This is a genomic window from Janibacter endophyticus, from assembly GCF_016888335.1.
In the GTDB taxonomy this organism is placed as follows: Bacteria; Actinomycetota; Actinomycetes; order Actinomycetales; family Dermatophilaceae; genus Marihabitans; species Marihabitans endophyticum.
In genome coordinates this window covers 370,728-387,512 of record NZ_JAFEJG010000004.1, presented here as the reverse complement: position 1 = coordinate 387,512, position 16,785 = coordinate 370,728, and the positions used below count along the sequence as shown (strand labels likewise).

The window sequence follows — 16,785 nt, the reverse complement described above, 5'->3', positions numbered from 1 at the left end:
AGACACAATCAAAGGAGCAGTCATGACCCTCGCCAACGCCCCCGTCCGCGTCGCCACCGGCGCCTTCATCCTCAACTCCGGCCTCGGCAAGCTCAAGGCCGACGAGGGCACCGCCCAGTTCCTCCACGGCGCGGCCGCCTCGACCTACCCCGTCTTCGCGGGCATGGAGCCGAAGAAGTTCGCGAAGCTCCTCGCCGTCAGCGAGATCGCCGTCGGCGCCGCGCTGCTCACCCCCTTCGTCCCGGCCACGGTCGCCGGCGCGGGCCTGGCCGGCTTCGGCTCGAGCCTCATGGGCATGTACCTCAAGACCCCGTCGATGACCCAGGAGGACGGCATCCGCCCGACCCAGGAGGGCACCGCGGTCGCCAAGGACGTCTGGCTCGTCGGCGCCGGCCTCTCCCTGCTCGCCCAGGGTCTGCGCCGCCGCTGACCTCGCGAGGTAGCGACTCACCCCTTCGTCCCCATCGCCAGGGACGAAGGGGTGAGCCCTGTCAGCTCTGGTCGGTGGTGTCGTCGTCCTCGGTCGCGGGACCCTCGGGCGTCGCGCCGCCCTCGTCGCTCCAGTCCGAGCCCTGCTCGTCATCCTTGGCAGGATCGGACACGGCATCAGGTCGTTGAGTGCTCATGACCTGGGACAATAGACCCCGGAGGGTCGGTCTGGGACCCGCCCGCCGCCCTCCTTTCGGAAGGAGACCGGCATGTCGAAGGCCAAGCTCGTCAAGACCAAGGACACCCAGACCCGTGAGGAGCTCGCGGACCTCCTCGCGGCGCTCGCCGAGCGCGTCCGATCCGGGGAGCTGATCTTCGAGCAGGCCGGGGAGCAGACGACCGTCCCCCTCCCGGAGAGCGTCGAGGTCACCGTCGAGGTCAAGGACTCGAGCAAGAAGGGCCAGCGGCGCCGCAAGCTCGAGATCGAGGTCCGCTGGGAGGAGACTCCGACCGAGGACGGAGACGACCCCGCCGAGGTCGAGACCGAGGGCTGATGCGCCGCATCCCGGTGCGGGTGGCTCGAGGTGAGCCCCCATCCCTTCGCACCGGGAGCCTGCATCACCAGCCACCCGCCGACCACCTCTCGACGCGCTCGTGTCGATCCTCATCTGTCCGGCAGCAGGCGCACGTCGTCCTTGGCCGGGTCGGGCACGGTGCCGTCATGCGTCTGGCTCACGAGTCCCCTCTGCCGCGCCGCGGGTCGGCGGCGGCACTTCGGCCAGGGGTAGCTTTGCTGGTAGGTCCGCCCCCGCGGAGTGGTCGGGCCCGCGCCGACGGTCCTCACGGCCGTCGCCCGGAATACCCTAGGGGGTATTATCCTTACCCATACCGACCGGGCGGGGAACGCCGCCTCACCAGACGACAGACGAAGGGGGTCGCATGGCGACCATCGAGCTGACCGAGTCCGACTTCGAGCAGACCATCACCGGCAAGGACATCGTCCTCGTCGACTACTGGGCCGCCTGGTGCGGCCCGTGCCGGCAGTTCGCGCCGGTCTACGAAGAGGCCTCGGAGCGTTACCCCGACGTCGTCTTCGCCAAGGTCGACACCGAGGCCGAGCAGCAGATCGCCGCTGCCGCGCAGATCACGTCCATCCCCACGCTCATGGCCTTCCGTGAGGGGGTCCTCGTCTTCAGTCAGCCAGGTGCCCTCCCCGCGCAGGCGCTCGACCAGGTGATCGAGGGCGTCAAGGGCCTGGACATGACCGAGGTCCACGCGCAGGTGGCCGCACAGCGCGCCCTGCACGACAAGCCGCGCGAGGTGAGCACCGAGGACATGGCGGCGGCTCGGGCCGAGGGTGCCTTCGTCCTCGACTGCCGCGAGCCCGCCGAGTACGAGGGCGGCCACGTCGCCGGGGCCCATCACATCCCCCTCCAGTCCATCCCCGAGCGCATGGGCGAGCTGCCCGACGGCCGCCCGGTCTACGTCATCTGCGCCTCCGGCGGTCGCAGCCTCCAGGCGACGGACTACCTCCGTCAGGCCGGCGTCGAGGCCTACTCCGTCGTCGGCGGCACGACCGCCTGGGCCGCGCAGCGACGCGAGATGGAGACCGGACGGGCCACCACGGCCTGACCTTCCGAGCGCCGTCCCGACCCCCTTCGCCCCCTTGGCGGAGGGGGTCGAGCGGCCTGTCGGGACGTCCGCGTCGTACGGCGGTGGGAGGATGCCTCGGGTGAGCACCACCGTGACCTACGCCGACGTCGAGGCCGCCGCGAGCACGATCGCGGGCGTCGCCCACCGCACGCCGGTCCTGCGCTCGAGCCGCCTCGACGAGCTCGCCGGGCGCGAGATCTACCTCAAGGCTGAGCACCTGCAGCGCGTCGGCGCCTTCAAGTTCCGCGGCGCGTACACGGCGCTCTCGCGCATCCCCGCCGACCGCAGCGCTGCCGGTGTCGTCGCCTACTCCTCCGGCAACCACGCCCAGGCCGTCGCGCTCGCGGGCCGTGAGCTCGACCTGCCGGTCACCATCGTCATGCCGCTCGACGCGCCCGAGCTCAAGGTCACGGCGACGAAGGGGTACGGCGCGCGGGTCGTGACCTACGACCGGTACACCGAGGACCGCGAGGTGATCGGCGCGGCCATCGCGGCCGAGTCCGGCGCCACGGTCATCCCGCCGTACGACCACGCCGACGTCATCGCGGGCCAGGGCACCGCGGTCAAGGAGCTCCTCGAGGAGGCGCCAGACCTCGACGTGATCGTCACCCCGCTCGGCGGGGGCGGCCTGCTCGCCGGGTCGCTCCTCTCCGCGCACGCACTCTCGCCAAGGACCGCCGTGTGGGGTGTCGAGCCCGAGGCTGGGGACGACGGCCGCCGCTCGCTCGAGGCCGGCGAGGTGATCCGCATCGAGGCACCGCGCACCATCGCGGACGGCGCCCAGACGCTCTACCTCGGCAGCCTGACCTTCCCGATCATCCGCGAGCACGTCACCGGCATCGTGACGGTGAGCGACGAGGCCCTCGTCGACGCCATGCGCGTCATGGCCGGCACGCTCAAGCAGGTCGTCGAGCCGACCGGGGTCCTCGCCCTGGCCGGCGTCCTCACCGGGGCCATCCCGATCGCGCCGGGCAGCCGGGTCGGGATCGTCCTCTCCGGCGGCAACGTCGACCTCGCCCGCTACGCCGATCTGCTGAGCAGGGCACGGGAATGATCGTCCGCTCCCCCGCGTAGATAAGGTGAGCCTAAGTTCCCGTCGTCGTCGCAAGGAGTCCCCATGCCCACCAAGCTCACCGTCACCCGTACGGAGGAGCTGACCCCCTCCCTGCGTCGGGTGTGGTTCCGCAGCGACGACCTCTCCGCCTTCGCCGAGAGCACGGACACCGACCGGTACGTCAAGCTGATCTTCCCCCAGCCCGGCACGGTCGTCCCCGACGACTTCGACGTCAAGGCGGCCCGCACGACCTGGGCGGCCGAGGACCTGCCGGTCGTGCGCACCTACACCGCGCTCTTCCCGGACGTCGCCGCCGGGACCCTCGCGATCGACTTCGTCGTGCACGGCGACGAAGGGGTGGCCGGCCCGTGGGCGGCCCGCGTCCAGCCGGGTGAGAGCGTCTTGGCCAACGGACCGGGCGGCGGCTACACGCCGGACGTCGACGCCGACTGGCACCTCCTCGCCGGCGACGAGTCGGCGGTCCCCGCGATCTCGGCCGCGCTCGCCGCCCTGCCCGAGGACGCCGTCGGCGAGTGCGTCGTCCTCGTCGACTCACCGGCGCACGAGCCGAGGCTCGAGGCGCCGCAGGGCGTGACCGTGAGCTTCCACCACCGCGACGGGTCCGACGCCCCTCTCGCCGCAGCCGTCCGCGCGCTCGAGTGGCGCGACGGTCGGGTCCAGGCCTTCGTCCACGGCGAGGGCGAGGACGTCATGAAGGGCGTGCGGCCCTACCTCCTCGCGGAGCGCGGACTGCCGCGCGCCGACGTCTCCGTCTCGGGCTACTGGCGCCGGGGCCGCACCGAGGAGGGCTTCCGGCAGTGGAAGTCCCAGCTCGCCACGGCCGACGGCTGATCCCCCTTCGAGAGGCTGACATGACCTTGCAGATCGACATCTGGTCCGACATCGCCTGCCCGTGGTGCTACATCGGCAAGCGCCGTTTCGAGACCGCGCTTGCCGACTTCCCGCACCGCGACGACGTCGAGGTCGTCTGGCACAGCTACCAGCTCGACCCGACGATCCCGCGGCACTACGACGGCACCGAGGTCGACTACCTCGTGCAGCGCAAGGGGATGCCCGTGGACCAGGTCCGCCAGATGATGGCTCACGTCGTCGAGCAGGCGAAGGGGGAGGGGCTGGACTACGACTTCGACGGGCTTGTCGTCGCCAACAGCCTCCGGGCGCATCACCTGCTCCACGTCGCCGCCCGCTCCGGCGCTCCCGCCGCCGGTGAGGTCAAGGAGGCGCTGCTCAAGGCGCACTTCGTCGACGCCCAGGACATCGGTGACGACGACGTGCTCGTCGCCATCGGGACGGCGGCCGGGCTCGACGAGGCGGCGGTCCGGGCCGGGCTCGACGACCCCGCGGTGGCCCGTGAGGTGCAGGCGGACTTCGCCGCCGCCGGGCAGATCGGGGTCCAGGGCGTGCCCTTCTTCGTCCTCGGGCAGCGGTACGGCGTCTCAGGGGCCCAGCCGGTCGAGGTCTTCTCCGAGGCCCTCGGCAGGGCGTGGCACGAGTCGCAGCCTGCGATCGAGAGGATCGCCGGACAGGACGCAGCCGCCGGGGCCTGCGGTCCCGACGGCTGCTCGGTCTAGTCAGCTTCCGCTGCGCGCGCTCAGACGAAGACGACCTGCGCGCCCTCGGCGATCTCGATGAAGTCGCTGGCGCTGATGACGCCCTCGACACCGGGGTGCAGGTCGGCCTCGATGATCTTCATCATGTCGAAGGTCAGCCGGCACGCGTACATGCGCGCCCCGGCGGCCTGGAGCAGGTCGAGGAACTCTGGCACGTCGGGGATGTCGAGGTCAGCCATCTGCTGCTTCATCATCTTCGTGGCCATTCCCGTCATCCCGGGGACCATCCCCATGCCCTGCGGCATCGACAGGTGCTCCAGGCCCGGACGCAGCCGCCCGAGGTCCGGCATGTGCATCGCCGTGTTCCCGAGCATCGTGAACTTGAGGTCCTTGTTCGTCTTCTTGTTGATGATGTCCAGGCCCCAGAAGGTGAAGAAGATGTGCACCTCGACGCCTTCGCTCAGCGCCGCGTTGCCCATGATGAGCGCCGGGTAGGCCATGTCGAGGTTGCCCTTCGAGCAGATGAAGGCCATCTTGCGCGGACCGCTGTACCCACCGCCGGACGCGCGCTCCCCCTTCGCCTGGGGTTCCGCGGCTGCACGGTCTCCGAAGTCCGGCATGACGAAGCCTTCGGGGATCGGGGCTCGTACGGTCTCTGTGGTCATCGCTGCACGCTCCTCACACGCATCCGACCGGCTTGCGCAGCCCCGCCAGCCAGGCCATCTTCTTGGCCGGCTTGCCGGGGTAGAGCCGGTAGAGGTCCTTGATGTCGAAGCCGCCGGCGGTCTGCATCCGCCGCAGCGTCGGGGTCACGCCGGAGGACGCCGAGTCCTCCCGCATGAAGCGGATGGGGCGGGCGTGCTCCTCGTCCCAGGGCACGCCGATGAGGGCGGCCAGGTCGACGGCGAGCTCCTCGCTCCAGTCGCCGCGGTCGGTGAAGAAGCCCTCGGCGTCGACCTCGAAGGTGCGCCCGTTGAGGGTGTTCGTGGGCATGTCGTCACTTCCCTCCGGCCGGGACCTTGCCGGCCATCGACATCGTCGCGGAGACCGGCATCTGGTAGCCCGGGAGCAGGACGTTCCAGTAGATCTGCTCGAAGGCCAGCTTGCCGAGGTGGTTGGCGCGGGTGTTGCGCAGCAGGGAGAGCGGCCCGACGCGGGGGACCGGGTAGCGGCCGGTCAGCGGCTCGGTGTCGTAGTTGAAGTCGAGGAGCATCGCCTTGCCGCGCCCGGACTCGAGGAAGCAGTTGGCGTGCCCGTCGAAGGACTCCGGCAGCTCCTTGCCCTCGACCGCGGCGAGGAAGTTCTCGACGAACAGCTCGGTGGCGAAGTGGGCGACCGACCCGGCCTTGGAGGTCGGGATGTCGCTCGCGTCGCCGAGGACGAAGACCCGCTCGTCGGCGACCGCCCGCAGGGTGTGCTTGTCGACCGGGATCCAGCCCATCGGGTCGCCCAGCTCGGAGCCGACGAGGAAGCGCGCGCCGGTGTGCGGCGGGACCGTGACGAGCAGGTCGAAGGGGAGGGCCCGCCCGTCGTAGGAGTTGAGGGTGAAGGCCTCGTTGTCGATGCGCTCGACGGCGAAGTCCGGTGCGATCCGGATGCTCCGGTCCTCGAGGAGGTCGCCGAAGGTCGCCGCGGCGACGGGCTTGGTGAAGGCACCGTCGAGCGGGGTGACGAAGGTGATGTCGACGAGGTGCCGGATGCCGCGCCTGCGGAGGTGGTCCTCGACGAGGAAGGCGAACTCCAGGGGTGCCACGGGGCACTTGATCGGCATCTCGCTGATGTGGACGAGGAGCCGGCCGCCCTCGAAGCTCTCGAGCGCGTCGTGCAGCGCCTTCGCGCCCTCCAGGGAGTAGAACTCGTGGACCCGGTCCCGCCACAGCGAGCCGTCGGCCATGCCGGGCACGAGGTCGGGTCGGGGCTGGGCACCGGTGGCGACGACGAGCCAGTCGTAGCTCAGGGAGCGTCCGTCGGCGAGGTCGACGGCGCGTTCCTCGGGTCGCACCCCGGTGATCTCGGCGTGGACGACGTCGATGCCGTCGTGGATCTGGGCCCCGCGGGGCTTGACCACCCGCTCGGGGTCCATCCAGAAGGGGATGAAGAGGTACCCGGGCTGGTAGTGGTGGTGGTCGTCTCGGTCGATGACCGTGATGGACCAGGACGTGTCGAGGCGGCGGCGGAGCATGTTTGCTGCCATGGTGCCTGCCGTGCCGCCTCCAAGGATGATCAGAGTGGCCATGTCTCCATCCTGCTCCCAATACCTCTAGGGGTATGGGTTTTGTGACCCATGAGACACGTCCTGCAGATCAGTCGGTGCGACCTCGCCGCCCCACGCCTGCCAGGCGCCGATCCCGCCGTCGAGGGAATACGTCCTTCTCGTGGGGTGCTCTTGACGATGAATATACCCCAGGGGGTATGGTAGATCGACATCGATGAAAGGCGACACACTCATGCTCTTCACCCAGTACTACCTCGACTGCCTCTCGCAGGCCTCCTACCTCGTGGCCGACGAGACGACGGGCCGGGCGGTCATCGTCGACCCTCGTCGTGACGTCGAGGAGTACCTCGACGATGCCCGGGAGAAGGGTCTGACGATCATCGGGGTCATCAACACCCACTTCCACGCCGACTTCGTCTCGGGCCACCTCGAGCTCGCCGCGGCCACCGGTGCCTGGATCGGCTACGGCGACGCCGCCACCCCGGAGTTCGAGCACCGCTCCCTGAGCGAGGGCGAGCGGATCTCTCTCGGCGACGTCGAGCTCGAGATCATGACGACCCCCGGGCACACCCCGGAGTCGGTCAGCGTCCTCGTCTACGAGCACGCCGGCGACGAGATCCCTTACGGCGTCCTCACCGGTGACGCGCTCTTCATCGGCGATGTCGGCCGCCCCGACCTCCTCGCCTCCGTCGGAACCACCGCCGAGGAGCTCGGCAAGCGGCTCTACCACTCGGTCCAGACCAAGCTCATGGGCCTGGCCGACGAGGTGAGGGTCTTCCCGGCCCACGGCGCCGGCTCGGCGTGCGGCAAGAACCTCTCGACGGAGAAGCAGTCGACGATCGGTGAGCAGCGGCGCACCAACTACGCCTGCCAGCCGATGAGCGAGGCCGAGTTCGTCGACGTCGTCACCGAGGGACAGCCGACGGCCCCCGGCTACTTCCTCTTCAACGCGACCCTCAACAAGCAGACGCGCGAGCTGCGCGCGGTGCAGGCCACGGTTCCCCCCCTCTCCGACGAGGAGGTGACTGCTGCGCTCGCCTCCGGTGCCGTCCTCCACGACGCGCGGTCCGCCGACGAGTTCACCGCCGGCCACGTGGCCGGGGCGATCAGCGTGCCTGCCGACGGGCGACTCGCCGAGACCGTGGGCATGGTCCTCACCCCCGACCAGCGCATCGTGCTCCTCACGCCCGAGGGCATGGAGCAGGAGACCGCGACCCGCCTGGCCAGGATCGGCTACGACCATGTCCTGGGCTTCGTCGCCGACCCCGAGGAGTACCTCGTGCGCCACGCCCAGGAGGTCACCCAGGCCAGCCGCCTGCGCGTCGACCAGCTCGAGGGGGTCCGCGCGGACGTCCAGGTCGTCGACGTCCGCAATCCCGGTGAGGTCGCCGCCGGCATGATCCCGGGCGCGATCCACATCCCCCTCGCCGAGCTGCACACTCGTGCCGACGAGCTCGACCGCGACCGCCCCGTCGTCGTCAGCTGCGCCGGTGGATGGCGATCGAGCGTCGCGGCGAGCTACCTGCGGGCCCAGGGCCACACCGACGTCTCGGACCTCCTCGGCGGCTACAACGCCTGGTCCGCAGCTCACCCGCAGGCGAGCTGACCCCCTTCGCCCCCCACCGACCGACCAGCCAAGGAGCGTGACCGGCGACCCGTCGTCGACGTCGATCGGACCGGCACGGGGCACCGTGGCCCGGCGGAGCGGCTGCGCCACGACGATCTCGTCGACGCCACCGGCCGCGGCCCATCTGGATGCCGAGGAGGGCGAGGATCATCGCCCTCACAGCAGGACCCGCGCCCGCCACGGCGTGCGCCGTCCTCGGTGCGGCGCTGCTCGCCCTCATGGCCTTCGTCGTCACCCGGGGGGCCGGCTCCGGGCGGGGTGAGGGCCTCCGGGACCGGTCAGACGCGACGTCCGGTGGCGAGGAACATCGGGAAGTCCCGCTCCCCGTCCTCGGTCTCCTTCGTCACGGCGCCTGCGTCGGTGAGCCGCACATCGCTCGCCCCGGCGGCCTCGAGCCAGCGGTGGGCGTCCTCGCGGGTGAAGCCGTGGTGACCGTCGAAGTCGTCGAGGTGCTGGTGGAAGGCGCCGTCCTCGTCGTGGTCGAGGTCGATGATCGCGACGTGCCCGCCGGGGGCGAGGAGGTCGACGCAGCGCCGGACGACGGTCGGGATGTCGCCCATGTGGTGCAGGGCGAGCAGCGCGACGACGAGGTCGTAGCGTTCCTCCGGGAGCGGGTCGTGCTCGATGTCGTAGCGCCGCGCGGACCATCCCGCGTAGCGCGGGTCGTCGAGCGTGCCCGCCGCGACCTCGACCATCCCGGGGGCGACGTCGGTGACGGTCGCCGTGCCGATGTCGTCGACGAGCGCGCGGGAGAGCAGCCCGGTCCCGCCGCCGATCTCGATGGCCGTCATGTCAGGGCGAAGGGGGAGCGTCTCCCGGAGGCGGGCGGCGACGGCTGTCGCGCGCTCGGCGTGCCCAGGCCTGTCGTCCCAGGTCGCCGCCTCGTCGCTGAAGCGATCGTGGCCGTGGCCGTGGCCGTGGCCGTGGCCGTGGCCGTGGCCGTGGCTGTGCTCGTGCGTCCCCATGTCAGGCGAGGGAGAGGAAGAGCTTCTCCATGGCGGCGACGTCCATGGGGGATCCCTCGGGGTCGGTCAAGCACTGGCGCATGCCGATGGAGATGGTCGTGAAGCCGGCCCGGTCGAGAGCCTTGGCCACCGCAGCCATCTGGGTGACGATGTCCTGGCAGTCTCGCCCGTCCTCGATCATCCGGATGATCCCGCCGATCTGTCCCTCGGCCCGCCTGAGCCGCTTGATGACGCTCGTCATCTCGTCCGCGTCCAGCTGCATGGCTGCTGCTCCTTGCCCTGTGAGGTCTGTACCCCCACGAGTATCGCTCATGATGTCCTCCACGAGATCAGCGTGCTACGGTGTGGATACCCCCCAGGGTATCAAGAACCGAGAGAAAGAGAATCACCTATGTGCCGACGCGTCTCCTGCAAGGTCTGTGGCAAGCCCACCTGGGCAGGCTGCGGCAACCACGTCGAGCAGGCCCTGGCCGGCGTCCCGAAGAAGGACCGCTGCGCGGGTCACTCCGAGGCTGAGCGCGCCGAGGCCGCCGGTCCCTCGATCCTCAGCCGGATGTTCGGCCGCGGCTGACCCTGCTCATGTCTGTCGTCGCGGTCGCCGTCCTGGCCGGCGTGCTGATCGGGATCTCCCTGGGCGCGCTCGGTGGCGGTGGCTCGATCCTCACCGTCCCCGCCCTGGTCTACCTCGTGGGCCAGGACGCGACGACCGCGACGACCGGCTCCCTCGTCATCGTCGGGGTGACCTCGCTGGTCGCCCTGCTGCCGCACGCGCGAGCCGGTCGGGTCCGCTTCGGCCAGGGTCTCGTCTTCGGGGCCCTCGGCGTCGGCGGCAGCTATCTCGGCTCGAGCCTCGCGGCCGGGGTCGACCCCGACCTGCTGCTCCGCGCCTTCGCCGGGCTCATGCTTGTCGTCGCGGTCGTCATGATCCGGCGCTCGCTGCGGCCCCGCGCGCCGGGTGACCCCGCCGACGCGCTGGAGCCCTCGATGATCTCCTGGCGGCCGCTGGACTGCCGGTGCGGGCGGGTCGGCCTGCTCGTCCTCGTCGCCAGCGCCGTCGGCCTGCTCACCGGCTTCTTCGGCGTGGGCGGAGGCTTCGTCCTCGTCCCGGCGCTCGTCCTCGCGCTCCGCTTCACCATGCCGGTCGCCGTCGGCACCTCGTTGCTCGTCATCGCCGTCAACAGCGCCACGGCGCTCACGGCCCGGGTCGGCCACGGCATCTCGCTCGACTGGGGCGTCATCGGCCTCTTCACCGCCGCCGCGATCGTCGGCAGTCTCGTGGGGGGGCGCCTCGTCTCCCGGGTGCCGGCGGCCCACCTCAGCCGCGCCTTCGCCGGGCTGCTCGTCCTCGTCGCGCTCGGCATCGGGCTCGAGTCGCTCCTGCGCGGCTGACCTGCCGTCCCCGAGGGCGCTGTCAGCCCACGGCCGCGCCGGCGTTGACCAGCCCCCGCCCGAAGTAGCCGTTGTCGGCAGGGGTCCCGACGCACTCACCCGCGGGGGAGGCGCTCACCGGGCAGCCGAGCCTGCGGGCGGTGGAGCCGAGCACCTCGGCCACCTCGTCCGGGCTGCGGTCCCCCTTCGCGCTGAGGACCAGGGCAGCCGTCCCGCTGACGTGCGGCGACGCCATCGAGGTCCCGACGAGGGTCCGGTAGAAGCCGCATCGCCCGTCCGGGTCGGGGTCGCCATCCTCGATGCCGTCGGGGCACGAGCGCAGCACCCCGTCGTCGCGGCCGTAGGCGGTCAGACGACCACCGCGGTCGACGAGGCCCTCCTCCTGGAGCGGTGCTCTCGGGTAGGTCGACAGGATGGCGCTCGCCGCGTCGATGCCGTCGCCGCCGGGGGCCGTGATGTCGACGAGGTCCGCGTCGGGGTCGGAGCTCATGTCCGAGTAGCTGGCGAGCTCGCGGTCCGGCCCGACCGCGGTCACCCCGATGACGTCGTCGACGTCGCTCGGCAGGCTGAGGCAGCGCTCGGGGTCGATGGTCCGCTCGCGGGTGTCACCGCCGTAGTTCGGGCTCGTGGCATCGATGCCGGGGTCAGCGAGGTCACCCCCGCCGTTGCCGGTCGAGGCCACGAAGGTGACCCCGCGCTCGCGGGCGTCGGCGATCGCACGCCGGGTCAGGTCGATCGTCACCTCCTGCATCGCCACCTGCTCGGGGGTGTCGCCCTCGGCGCCGCCCTCGCAGGCGTAGCGCCACGGGTCGATGTAGAAGCTCATGTTCGCCACGTCCGCCTCGAGGTCCGCGGCCGCGGTGATGGCGTTGACGCTCGGTCCGAGGAAGAACATCCCGGTGTCGGAGCCGGCGCGCAGGTCGATGAGCCGCACACCCGATGCGACGCCGGTGACGCCGAGGCCGTTCCTGGCGGCGGCGATCGTCCCGGCGACATGGGTGCCGTGGCCGCTCGGGTCGGAGCCCAGGGGATCGATGCAGCTCTCGACCTCGCACGGCCCGTCGATCTCCGGCCGGTCGGTGACATAGGTGCGTGAGCGCTCGGTGTCGACGACGTCCGCGAGATCCGGGTGGGACGAGTCGATGCCCGTGTCGATGACCGCGACGGTGACGTCGGGCGAGCCGGGGGTCACCCGCTGGGCGGCGTTCGCGTGGATGAGGCGCATCCCCCACAGGTGTCCGTCGAGGGGGTCGCCGCCCTTGGGCGGCCTGGGCGTCTCGCCAGGCACCGAGGTGCCCGGGCGGGCCAGCGAGCTCGCGTCGGACCCGTCGATGTCGCCCCACGCCGGGTCGCGGTCGGTGACGACCCGGGAGACGCCGTCGACCCCCTTCGCCCGGGCGGCGAAGCCGTCGTCCTCGGTCCGGACGGTGATCATCCCGACGGCCGTGTTCATCGAGGTGACCGGCTCGCCCGCATCGCGCAGGCGGGTGGCGACAGCGTCGGTGTCGACGGGGTCGCCGACGACGACCACCCACTCGATCCCCTCCGGCTCGGCGACCGGGTAGGTCGTCACATGGGTCGTGGGGCGGTGCTCGGCCGCGGTGCCCGAGGTCGGGTCGGCGGACGGGGAGTCGGAGGGGGAGTCGGAGGGGGTGCCGGACGAGGCGGTGCCGCTCGAGGACCTCGAGCCGTCGGTACCGAAGGGGCCGACGGAGCAGCCTGCGGCCAGGCCCACCGAGAGCAGACCCGCGAGCACGGCCGCCCGCCTCGCTGTCGTCCTCGTCCCGGCCATGGCGACCATGCTCCCTCACCGAGCCTGCCGACGACGAAGGGGACCCGGCAGCGTGACGCTGCGGGGTCCCCTTCGGCCTGGGCCATGCGGTCGCTCAGAAGCGGCCGTAGCTGACGTTGCTCGTCCAGATGGCGCGCTCGCGCACGCTGCTGCCGGAGCGGCCGGCGTCGATGATCTTGCCGTTGCCGGTGTAGATGCCGACGTGGTGGGCCGGAGCGCCGAAGAAGACGAGGTCGCCGGCCCGCGGGGTGTAGACGCGGGTGGCCGCGCGACGCTGCTGCTCGGCCGTGCGGGGGAGGTACTTGCCGTGCTTCTTGAAGACGTAGCCGGTGAAGCCGGAGCAGTCGAAGCCGGCCGTGGTCGTGCCGCCCCAGCGGTAGGGGGTGCCGGCCAGGCTGCGGGCGGTCGTGACGACGCCCGTCGTGGAGGTCCGCGTCGTCGTCCGGCTGGGGGCGGTCGCCGTGCGCGACGAGAGGCCCATCTTCGTGCCGGTGCGGGGTCCGACGATGCCGTCGGCGACCAGGCGGTTGCGCTTCTGCCAGGTGACGACCTTGGAGCGGGTGCGCGGGCCGAAGATGCCGTCCGCGGTGGCGCCGACCTTGCGCTGGACGGCCTTGACGGTGGTGCCGCGGGAGCCGACCTTGACGATGCCGGTGAAGGAGGTGGTCTTGGCCACGACCGCCGGTGCGGCGACGGTGGCCGGGGCGGCGACGGTGGCGGGAGCGGCCGAGGCGGTGCCGGCGGCGGGGATGCTCACGCCGAGCGCGACGGCGCCGGCGGCTGCGGTGGTGCCGACGCGGGTGAGCGTCGTCGTGCTCTTCGGCGCGCGGTGGCGCCCGACATAAGAGGTCATGTGTGTCTCCAGCGCCTTCGGGGTGAGCTGTCGGGTTCGGGTGGAGATCACCCGGCCGGCCGTCACGATGGACGACCCGGCTTCACCCCGAGGCCAGCTGGATGCTGGCCGGAGAAGTGGGTCCCCCGCTCCCGCCATGTTGGTGCAGGGGCACCCTCGCGGCTGGCGGGACTCGGCGTGCCGTGAGGTGTCCTCCCTGGTGGGAGGCAGAAGTGAGCGTAAAGGTTTTGTCTCGTCTTTACCAGTTCGTGACCAAGACGGGGTGGGCCGGGTGCCTCCGGAAGGGGGCCTCGCCCGCGACGCGAGGGGGCGAAGGAGTGGTCCCGCTCAGCCCTGGAGCCGGGCGAGCCGCGCGGTGAGCGAGTCGCGGCGGTGGGCGTTGCCGGTGAGCTCGACGTAGCGCTGCCCGAAGTGGTGGAGCAGGTCGTCGTCGAGCCGGCGCACGGCGCCGGGTGGGTACCGGTAGCCCATGCGTGCGGTCACCTCGGAGCTGTCGATCCCCTGGAGGATGCCGCTCAGCTCGTCGAGCGAGGTGATGCCCAGCTCGAGAAGGACGCCGCTGATCCATGTGTAACGGTCGGTGCGCGACCAGCCCGCGGTCGAGTAGCGGCCGGCGAGGAATGCGGTGAGCTCGGGCGCGCCGATCCGCGGGTCGTCCTCGTCGTCGGGGTCGGTCGGCTGCGTGCCGAGGTCGACCTGGACACGGTCGCGGATCGCGGAGAACTCCTTGTCGGCCAGCTCGATGAGCCCGGCGGCGAGGGTGAACCGCCGGTCGAGGTCGGCGACGAGCTGCTCGGGGACGGTGCCCTTGTAGCGGATGTCGTGCTCGAACTCCGCCCAGGCGTGCTGGAGCACGGTGCGCAGCTGCACCGAGGCGCTGCGTGTCGGCTGGTAGACCACGTCGTCGCCGGTGTCCCGCGAGACGAGGAGATGGCGGCTTGCGTACCCGAAGCGACCTTCGTCGGCGGTCTCGAGACCGAGGTCCCGGTCGTCGAGGACGGTGAGCTGGTCGGCGAGCAGCTCGGCGACGGCGGCCACGTCGCTCGCGACATAGGTGATGACGCGGACCCCGACCTGGTCGGTGATCTCGGTGAGCGGGTCGGCGTAGGGGCGTCCGGCCGCGGCCCGGCGGTGGACCTTTCCGGCGAAGGAGGAGACGCTCTTGGTCCGGCCGTCGACGCTGAGGTAGTTGATGCCGGCCTCGTCGAGCATCGCCGTGACGAGCGCGACGAAGTCGTCGGTCACGCTCTGCAGGGAGCGGTGCGAGTCCGCGTAGCGGTTCACCGCGCGGCGGGTGGGGGAGGCCATGCGGCCAACTGTCCCACGAGGTTCGACCGGGTCGCAGAGGTGCGACCGTGCCGCAGAGGTGCGCAGCCGTCCGCTCCCCGAGCTGCTCTCTCGCCGCACGTCATCAGCTCGCAGCGTTGTCGGTGGTGTCTGGTTGTGTTGGTGCATGGCAGCAACGCCCCTCTTCGACCCCGGCCCCGCAGCGGTCTCGCTCCGGGAGCGCCGGAGGGCGATGGAGGGCGCGACCGAGGCGCTGGACGGGTTCGCGGAGCGGCTCTTCGAGGCCGGGTCGACCGAGCTCGAGGAGCTGCTCGGTCTGGCGGACGAGCTGGTGCGCCGGGCGGAGGCGGCACGGTTCTCGCTCGTGGCGGAGGCCCACTCACGGGGCGTGGTGGCCGAGTCGGACGCCGCCTCCTTGACGTCCTGGGTCACCCAGCGGGCTATGGGGGCGCTGCATTCGGGCGGGGCCCGGATCGCCCGCGCCGTGACGGCACTCCGCCTCCCCTGCAACGCGCTCGTCCGTGATGCCGTCGAGTCCGGCCGGATCACCGTCGGCGTGGCGAACGTCGTGATCTCCGAGATCTCGAGGATCGAGTCGCGGCTGGCCGAGGGCGCCCGCGACCCGGTCCTGGCGGGGATGGTCGAGATGGGTGCGCTCGAGGGGGCGAAGGGGGTCCGCCGGGTACGTCCGGAGCTGCTCGCCCGCCACGGCCTCCCGGAAGAGCTCGAGCACGAGCACGACCGGCTGCGTCGGGGCCGCGCGCTGTCGCGGCCGGTCGTCGACGACGGGCTTCACGAGTACCGGCTCGTCCTCGATCCGGAGGGGGCGGCAGCCTTCGAGGCGGCGATCGAGGCGCTCTCGGCGCCGGCGCCGTGCGAGGACCCGGAGACCGGGGTGGTGGAGCGAGACCTCCGCACCAGCGACCAGCGTCGGGCAGATGCCCTGGTCGACATCGTCCGGGCCGCGGTCGGGTCGATGGACACCCGGGCCGGTCGGGGCGCCAGGGCGACGCTCCTGGTGTCGATGAGCTACGAGGACCTGCGGACGGGGGTCTTCGCGGGCCGGACGTCGGGCGGTCTCGACTCCGGGGCGCTGCTCGACCCGACCACCGTCCGGCGCCTGGCGTGCGACGCCGACGTGGTCCCGGTCGTGCTGGGCGGCCAGGGCGAGATCCTCGACGTGGGGCGGGCCGTGCGGCTCTTCACCGCGGGGCAGACCCGGGCGCTGTGGCTGCGGGACGGGGGCTGCACCTACCCCGGCTGCACCACCCCGGCGCGCTGGACCGATGCCCACCACCTCGTCCACTGGGCAGACGGGGGGACCTCCGACCTGAGCAACGCCGCGCTGCTGTGCCAGCGGCACCACACGATCGTCCACTCCCGCCGGTTGCACGGCTACCTCGACCAGGGCGGCGGCCCGTCCGGGACCGGCCCGCCCGAGGTGGTGTGGGACCTGACCCCGGGGTCGTACGACCGAGAGCTGCTCATCGCCTGGCCCCGGGCCGGCTGAGGCGTCCGGACCGGGCAGGGGCCCGCTCGCGAGAGCAGGGCGGCAGAGACAGGGCGGCTGGGAGGCAGAGCGGCAGTCGCTCTCCTCTGCCAGGGTGGACGCATGATCCTCATCGTCGTGAAGTTCCCCGTGAAGCCCGAGCACGCCGACGCGTGGCCGGAGATCAGCCGCGAGTTCACCGAGGCGACGCGCGCCGAGCCCGGCAACAAGTGGTTCGACTGGTCCCGCTCGGTCGACGACCCGACGGAGTACGTGCTCGTCGAGGCCTTCGACGACGACGGTGCCGCTCCGCACGTCCAGAGCGAGCACTTCGCGAGGATGCAGCGCGAGTTCCCGCAGTACCTCGCGGCCACGCCGAAGATCGTCAGCCGTCAGGTCGACGGCGACGGCTGGGAGGAGATGGGCGAGCTCCAGGTCGGGTGACCAGGCGAGAGGGTCAG

The 16,785-nt window shown here is 71.6% G+C and carries 20 protein-coding genes, 1 pseudogene and 1 riboswitch; of the genes and pseudogenes, 12 read left to right on the top strand and 9 right to left on the bottom strand.

Features of this window, described 5'->3' with window-relative positions; genetic code table 11:
• Window positions 1-22 precede the first annotated feature (22 nt).
• The gene (locus JNO54_RS01915; RefSeq protein WP_204142370.1) at window positions 23-430 is read left to right on the top strand and encodes a hypothetical protein; all 408 of its coding nucleotides are present in this window, start codon (window positions 23-25) and stop codon (window positions 428-430) included.
• Between the two features lie 61 nt (window positions 431-491).
• Here the strand turns inward: JNO54_RS01915 and JNO54_RS14700 are convergent, their stop codons facing one another.
• Window positions 492-626 carry a hypothetical protein gene (locus tag JNO54_RS14700; RefSeq protein ID WP_267911228.1) on the bottom strand — a complete coding sequence of 45 codons (135 nt, stop codon included), beginning with the start codon at window positions 624-626 and terminating at the stop codon, window positions 492-494.
• Window positions 627-698: 72 nt separating this feature from the next.
• On the opposite strand from JNO54_RS14700, the gene JNO54_RS01910 reads away from it, so the two are divergent.
• From JNO54_RS01910 to JNO54_RS01890, 6 genes and pseudogenes are all read left to right on the top strand, one after another.
• Window positions 699-983, top strand: a complete 285-nt coding sequence (locus JNO54_RS01910) for an amphi-Trp domain-containing protein (RefSeq protein WP_204142369.1) — start codon at window positions 699-701, stop codon at window positions 981-983.
• A gap of 385 nt (window positions 984-1,368) precedes the next feature.
• Window positions 1,369-1,728, top strand: a pseudogene (trxA, locus tag JNO54_RS14320) (thioredoxin); the annotation flags it as partial.
• 36 nt (window positions 1,729-1,764) lie between these two features.
• Window positions 1,765-2,061, top strand: a complete 297-nt coding sequence (locus JNO54_RS14315; protein ID WP_233703328.1) for a rhodanese-like domain-containing protein — start codon at window positions 1,765-1,767, stop codon at window positions 2,059-2,061.
• Window positions 2,062-2,161: 100 nt separating this feature from the next.
• Window positions 2,162-3,136 (top strand): threo-3-hydroxy-L-aspartate ammonia-lyase, encoded by a 975-nt coding sequence (locus JNO54_RS01900; protein ID WP_307818007.1) that lies wholly within the window; start codon window positions 2,162-2,164, stop codon window positions 3,134-3,136.
• A 63-nt stretch (window positions 3,137-3,199) separates the two neighbouring features.
• Window positions 3,200-3,988 carry a siderophore-interacting protein gene (locus JNO54_RS01895; RefSeq protein WP_204142366.1) on the top strand — a complete coding sequence of 263 codons (789 nt, stop codon included), beginning with the start codon at window positions 3,200-3,202 and terminating at the stop codon, window positions 3,986-3,988.
• A gap of 20 nt (window positions 3,989-4,008) precedes the next feature.
• Entirely contained in the window at window positions 4,009-4,728 is a 720-nt protein-coding gene (locus JNO54_RS01890; protein WP_307818006.1) for a DsbA family oxidoreductase, read from the top strand.
• Window positions 4,729-4,748: 20 nt separating this feature from the next.
• On the opposite strand, the gene JNO54_RS01885 is transcribed toward JNO54_RS01890, so the two are convergent.
• The 3 genes from JNO54_RS01885 to sqr are packed head-to-tail and all read right to left on the bottom strand — an operon-like array spanning window position 4,749 to window position 6,943.
• On the bottom strand, window positions 4,749-5,372 hold the full coding sequence (locus tag JNO54_RS01885; RefSeq protein WP_233703150.1) for a DsrE/DsrF/DrsH-like family protein: 624 nt from the start codon (window positions 5,370-5,372) through the stop codon (window positions 4,749-4,751).
• Window positions 5,373-5,385: 13 nt separating this feature from the next.
• Entirely contained in the window at window positions 5,386-5,700 is a 315-nt protein-coding gene (locus tag JNO54_RS01880) for a TusE/DsrC/DsvC family sulfur relay protein (RefSeq protein WP_204142365.1), read from the bottom strand.
• Between the two features lie 4 nt (window positions 5,701-5,704).
• Window positions 5,705-6,943, bottom strand: coding sequence for a type III sulfide quinone reductase, selenoprotein subtype (gene sqr / locus JNO54_RS01875; protein ID WP_204142364.1), 1,239 nt, complete (start codon window positions 6,941-6,943; stop codon window positions 5,705-5,707).
• Window positions 6,944-7,136: 193 nt separating this feature from the next.
• On the opposite strand from sqr, the gene JNO54_RS01870 reads away from it, so the two are divergent.
• A complete protein-coding gene (locus tag JNO54_RS01870) occupies window positions 7,137-8,528 on the top strand; it encodes an MBL fold metallo-hydrolase (protein ID WP_233703149.1) in 1,392 nt (463 codons plus the stop codon).
• A 299-nt stretch (window positions 8,529-8,827) separates the two neighbouring features.
• Here JNO54_RS01870 and JNO54_RS01865 read toward each other — a convergent pair whose 3' ends face one another.
• Window positions 8,828-9,514, bottom strand: coding sequence for a class I SAM-dependent methyltransferase (locus tag JNO54_RS01865; RefSeq protein ID WP_204142363.1), 687 nt, complete (start codon window positions 9,512-9,514; stop codon window positions 8,828-8,830).
• Between the two features lies 1 nt (window position 9,515).
• Complete coding sequence (locus tag JNO54_RS01860) at window positions 9,516-9,776, bottom strand: metal-sensitive transcriptional regulator (protein WP_204142362.1); 261 nt, start codon at window positions 9,774-9,776, stop codon at window positions 9,516-9,518.
• A gap of 129 nt (window positions 9,777-9,905) precedes the next feature.
• On the opposite strand from JNO54_RS01860, the gene JNO54_RS01855 reads away from it, so the two are divergent.
• Both JNO54_RS01855 and JNO54_RS01850 read left to right on the top strand, forming a co-directional pair.
• Complete coding sequence (locus JNO54_RS01855) at window positions 9,906-10,085, top strand: DUF8730 family Cys-rich protein (RefSeq protein ID WP_204142361.1); 180 nt, start codon at window positions 9,906-9,908, stop codon at window positions 10,083-10,085.
• Between the two features lie 8 nt (window positions 10,086-10,093).
• Complete coding sequence (locus JNO54_RS01850) at window positions 10,094-10,903, top strand: sulfite exporter TauE/SafE family protein (RefSeq protein WP_233703148.1); 810 nt, start codon at window positions 10,094-10,096, stop codon at window positions 10,901-10,903.
• A gap of 22 nt (window positions 10,904-10,925) precedes the next feature.
• Here JNO54_RS01850 and JNO54_RS01845 read toward each other — a convergent pair whose 3' ends face one another.
• The 3 genes from JNO54_RS01845 to JNO54_RS01835 form a co-directional block, all read right to left on the bottom strand.
• Entirely contained in the window at window positions 10,926-12,695 is a 1,770-nt protein-coding gene (locus tag JNO54_RS01845; protein ID WP_204142360.1) for a S8 family peptidase, read from the bottom strand.
• A 94-nt stretch (window positions 12,696-12,789) separates the two neighbouring features.
• The gene (locus tag JNO54_RS01840; protein ID WP_204142359.1) at window positions 12,790-13,548 is read right to left on the bottom strand and encodes a C40 family peptidase; all 759 of its coding nucleotides are present in this window, start codon (window positions 13,546-13,548) and stop codon (window positions 12,790-12,792) included.
• A riboswitch (cyclic di-AMP (ydaO/yuaA leader) is annotated at window positions 13,546-13,736 on the bottom strand. (Overlaps the previous gene by 3 nt.)
• 139 nt (window positions 13,737-13,875) lie before the next feature.
• Complete coding sequence (locus JNO54_RS01835; RefSeq protein ID WP_233703147.1) at window positions 13,876-14,856, bottom strand: GTP pyrophosphokinase; 981 nt, start codon at window positions 14,854-14,856, stop codon at window positions 13,876-13,878.
• 145 nt (window positions 14,857-15,001) lie between these two features.
• Here JNO54_RS01835 and JNO54_RS01830 point away from each other — a divergent pair, with 145 nt between their 5' ends.
• Together JNO54_RS01830 and JNO54_RS01825 are read left to right on the top strand one after the other, a co-directional pair.
• On the top strand, window positions 15,002-16,345 hold the full coding sequence (locus JNO54_RS01830) for an HNH endonuclease signature motif containing protein (protein ID WP_204142357.1): 1,344 nt from the start codon (window positions 15,002-15,004) through the stop codon (window positions 16,343-16,345).
• A gap of 102 nt (window positions 16,346-16,447) precedes the next feature.
• A complete protein-coding gene (locus JNO54_RS01825) occupies window positions 16,448-16,768 on the top strand; it encodes a putative quinol monooxygenase (RefSeq protein ID WP_204142356.1) in 321 nt (106 codons plus the stop codon).
• Window positions 16,769-16,785: the final 17 nt, after the last annotated feature.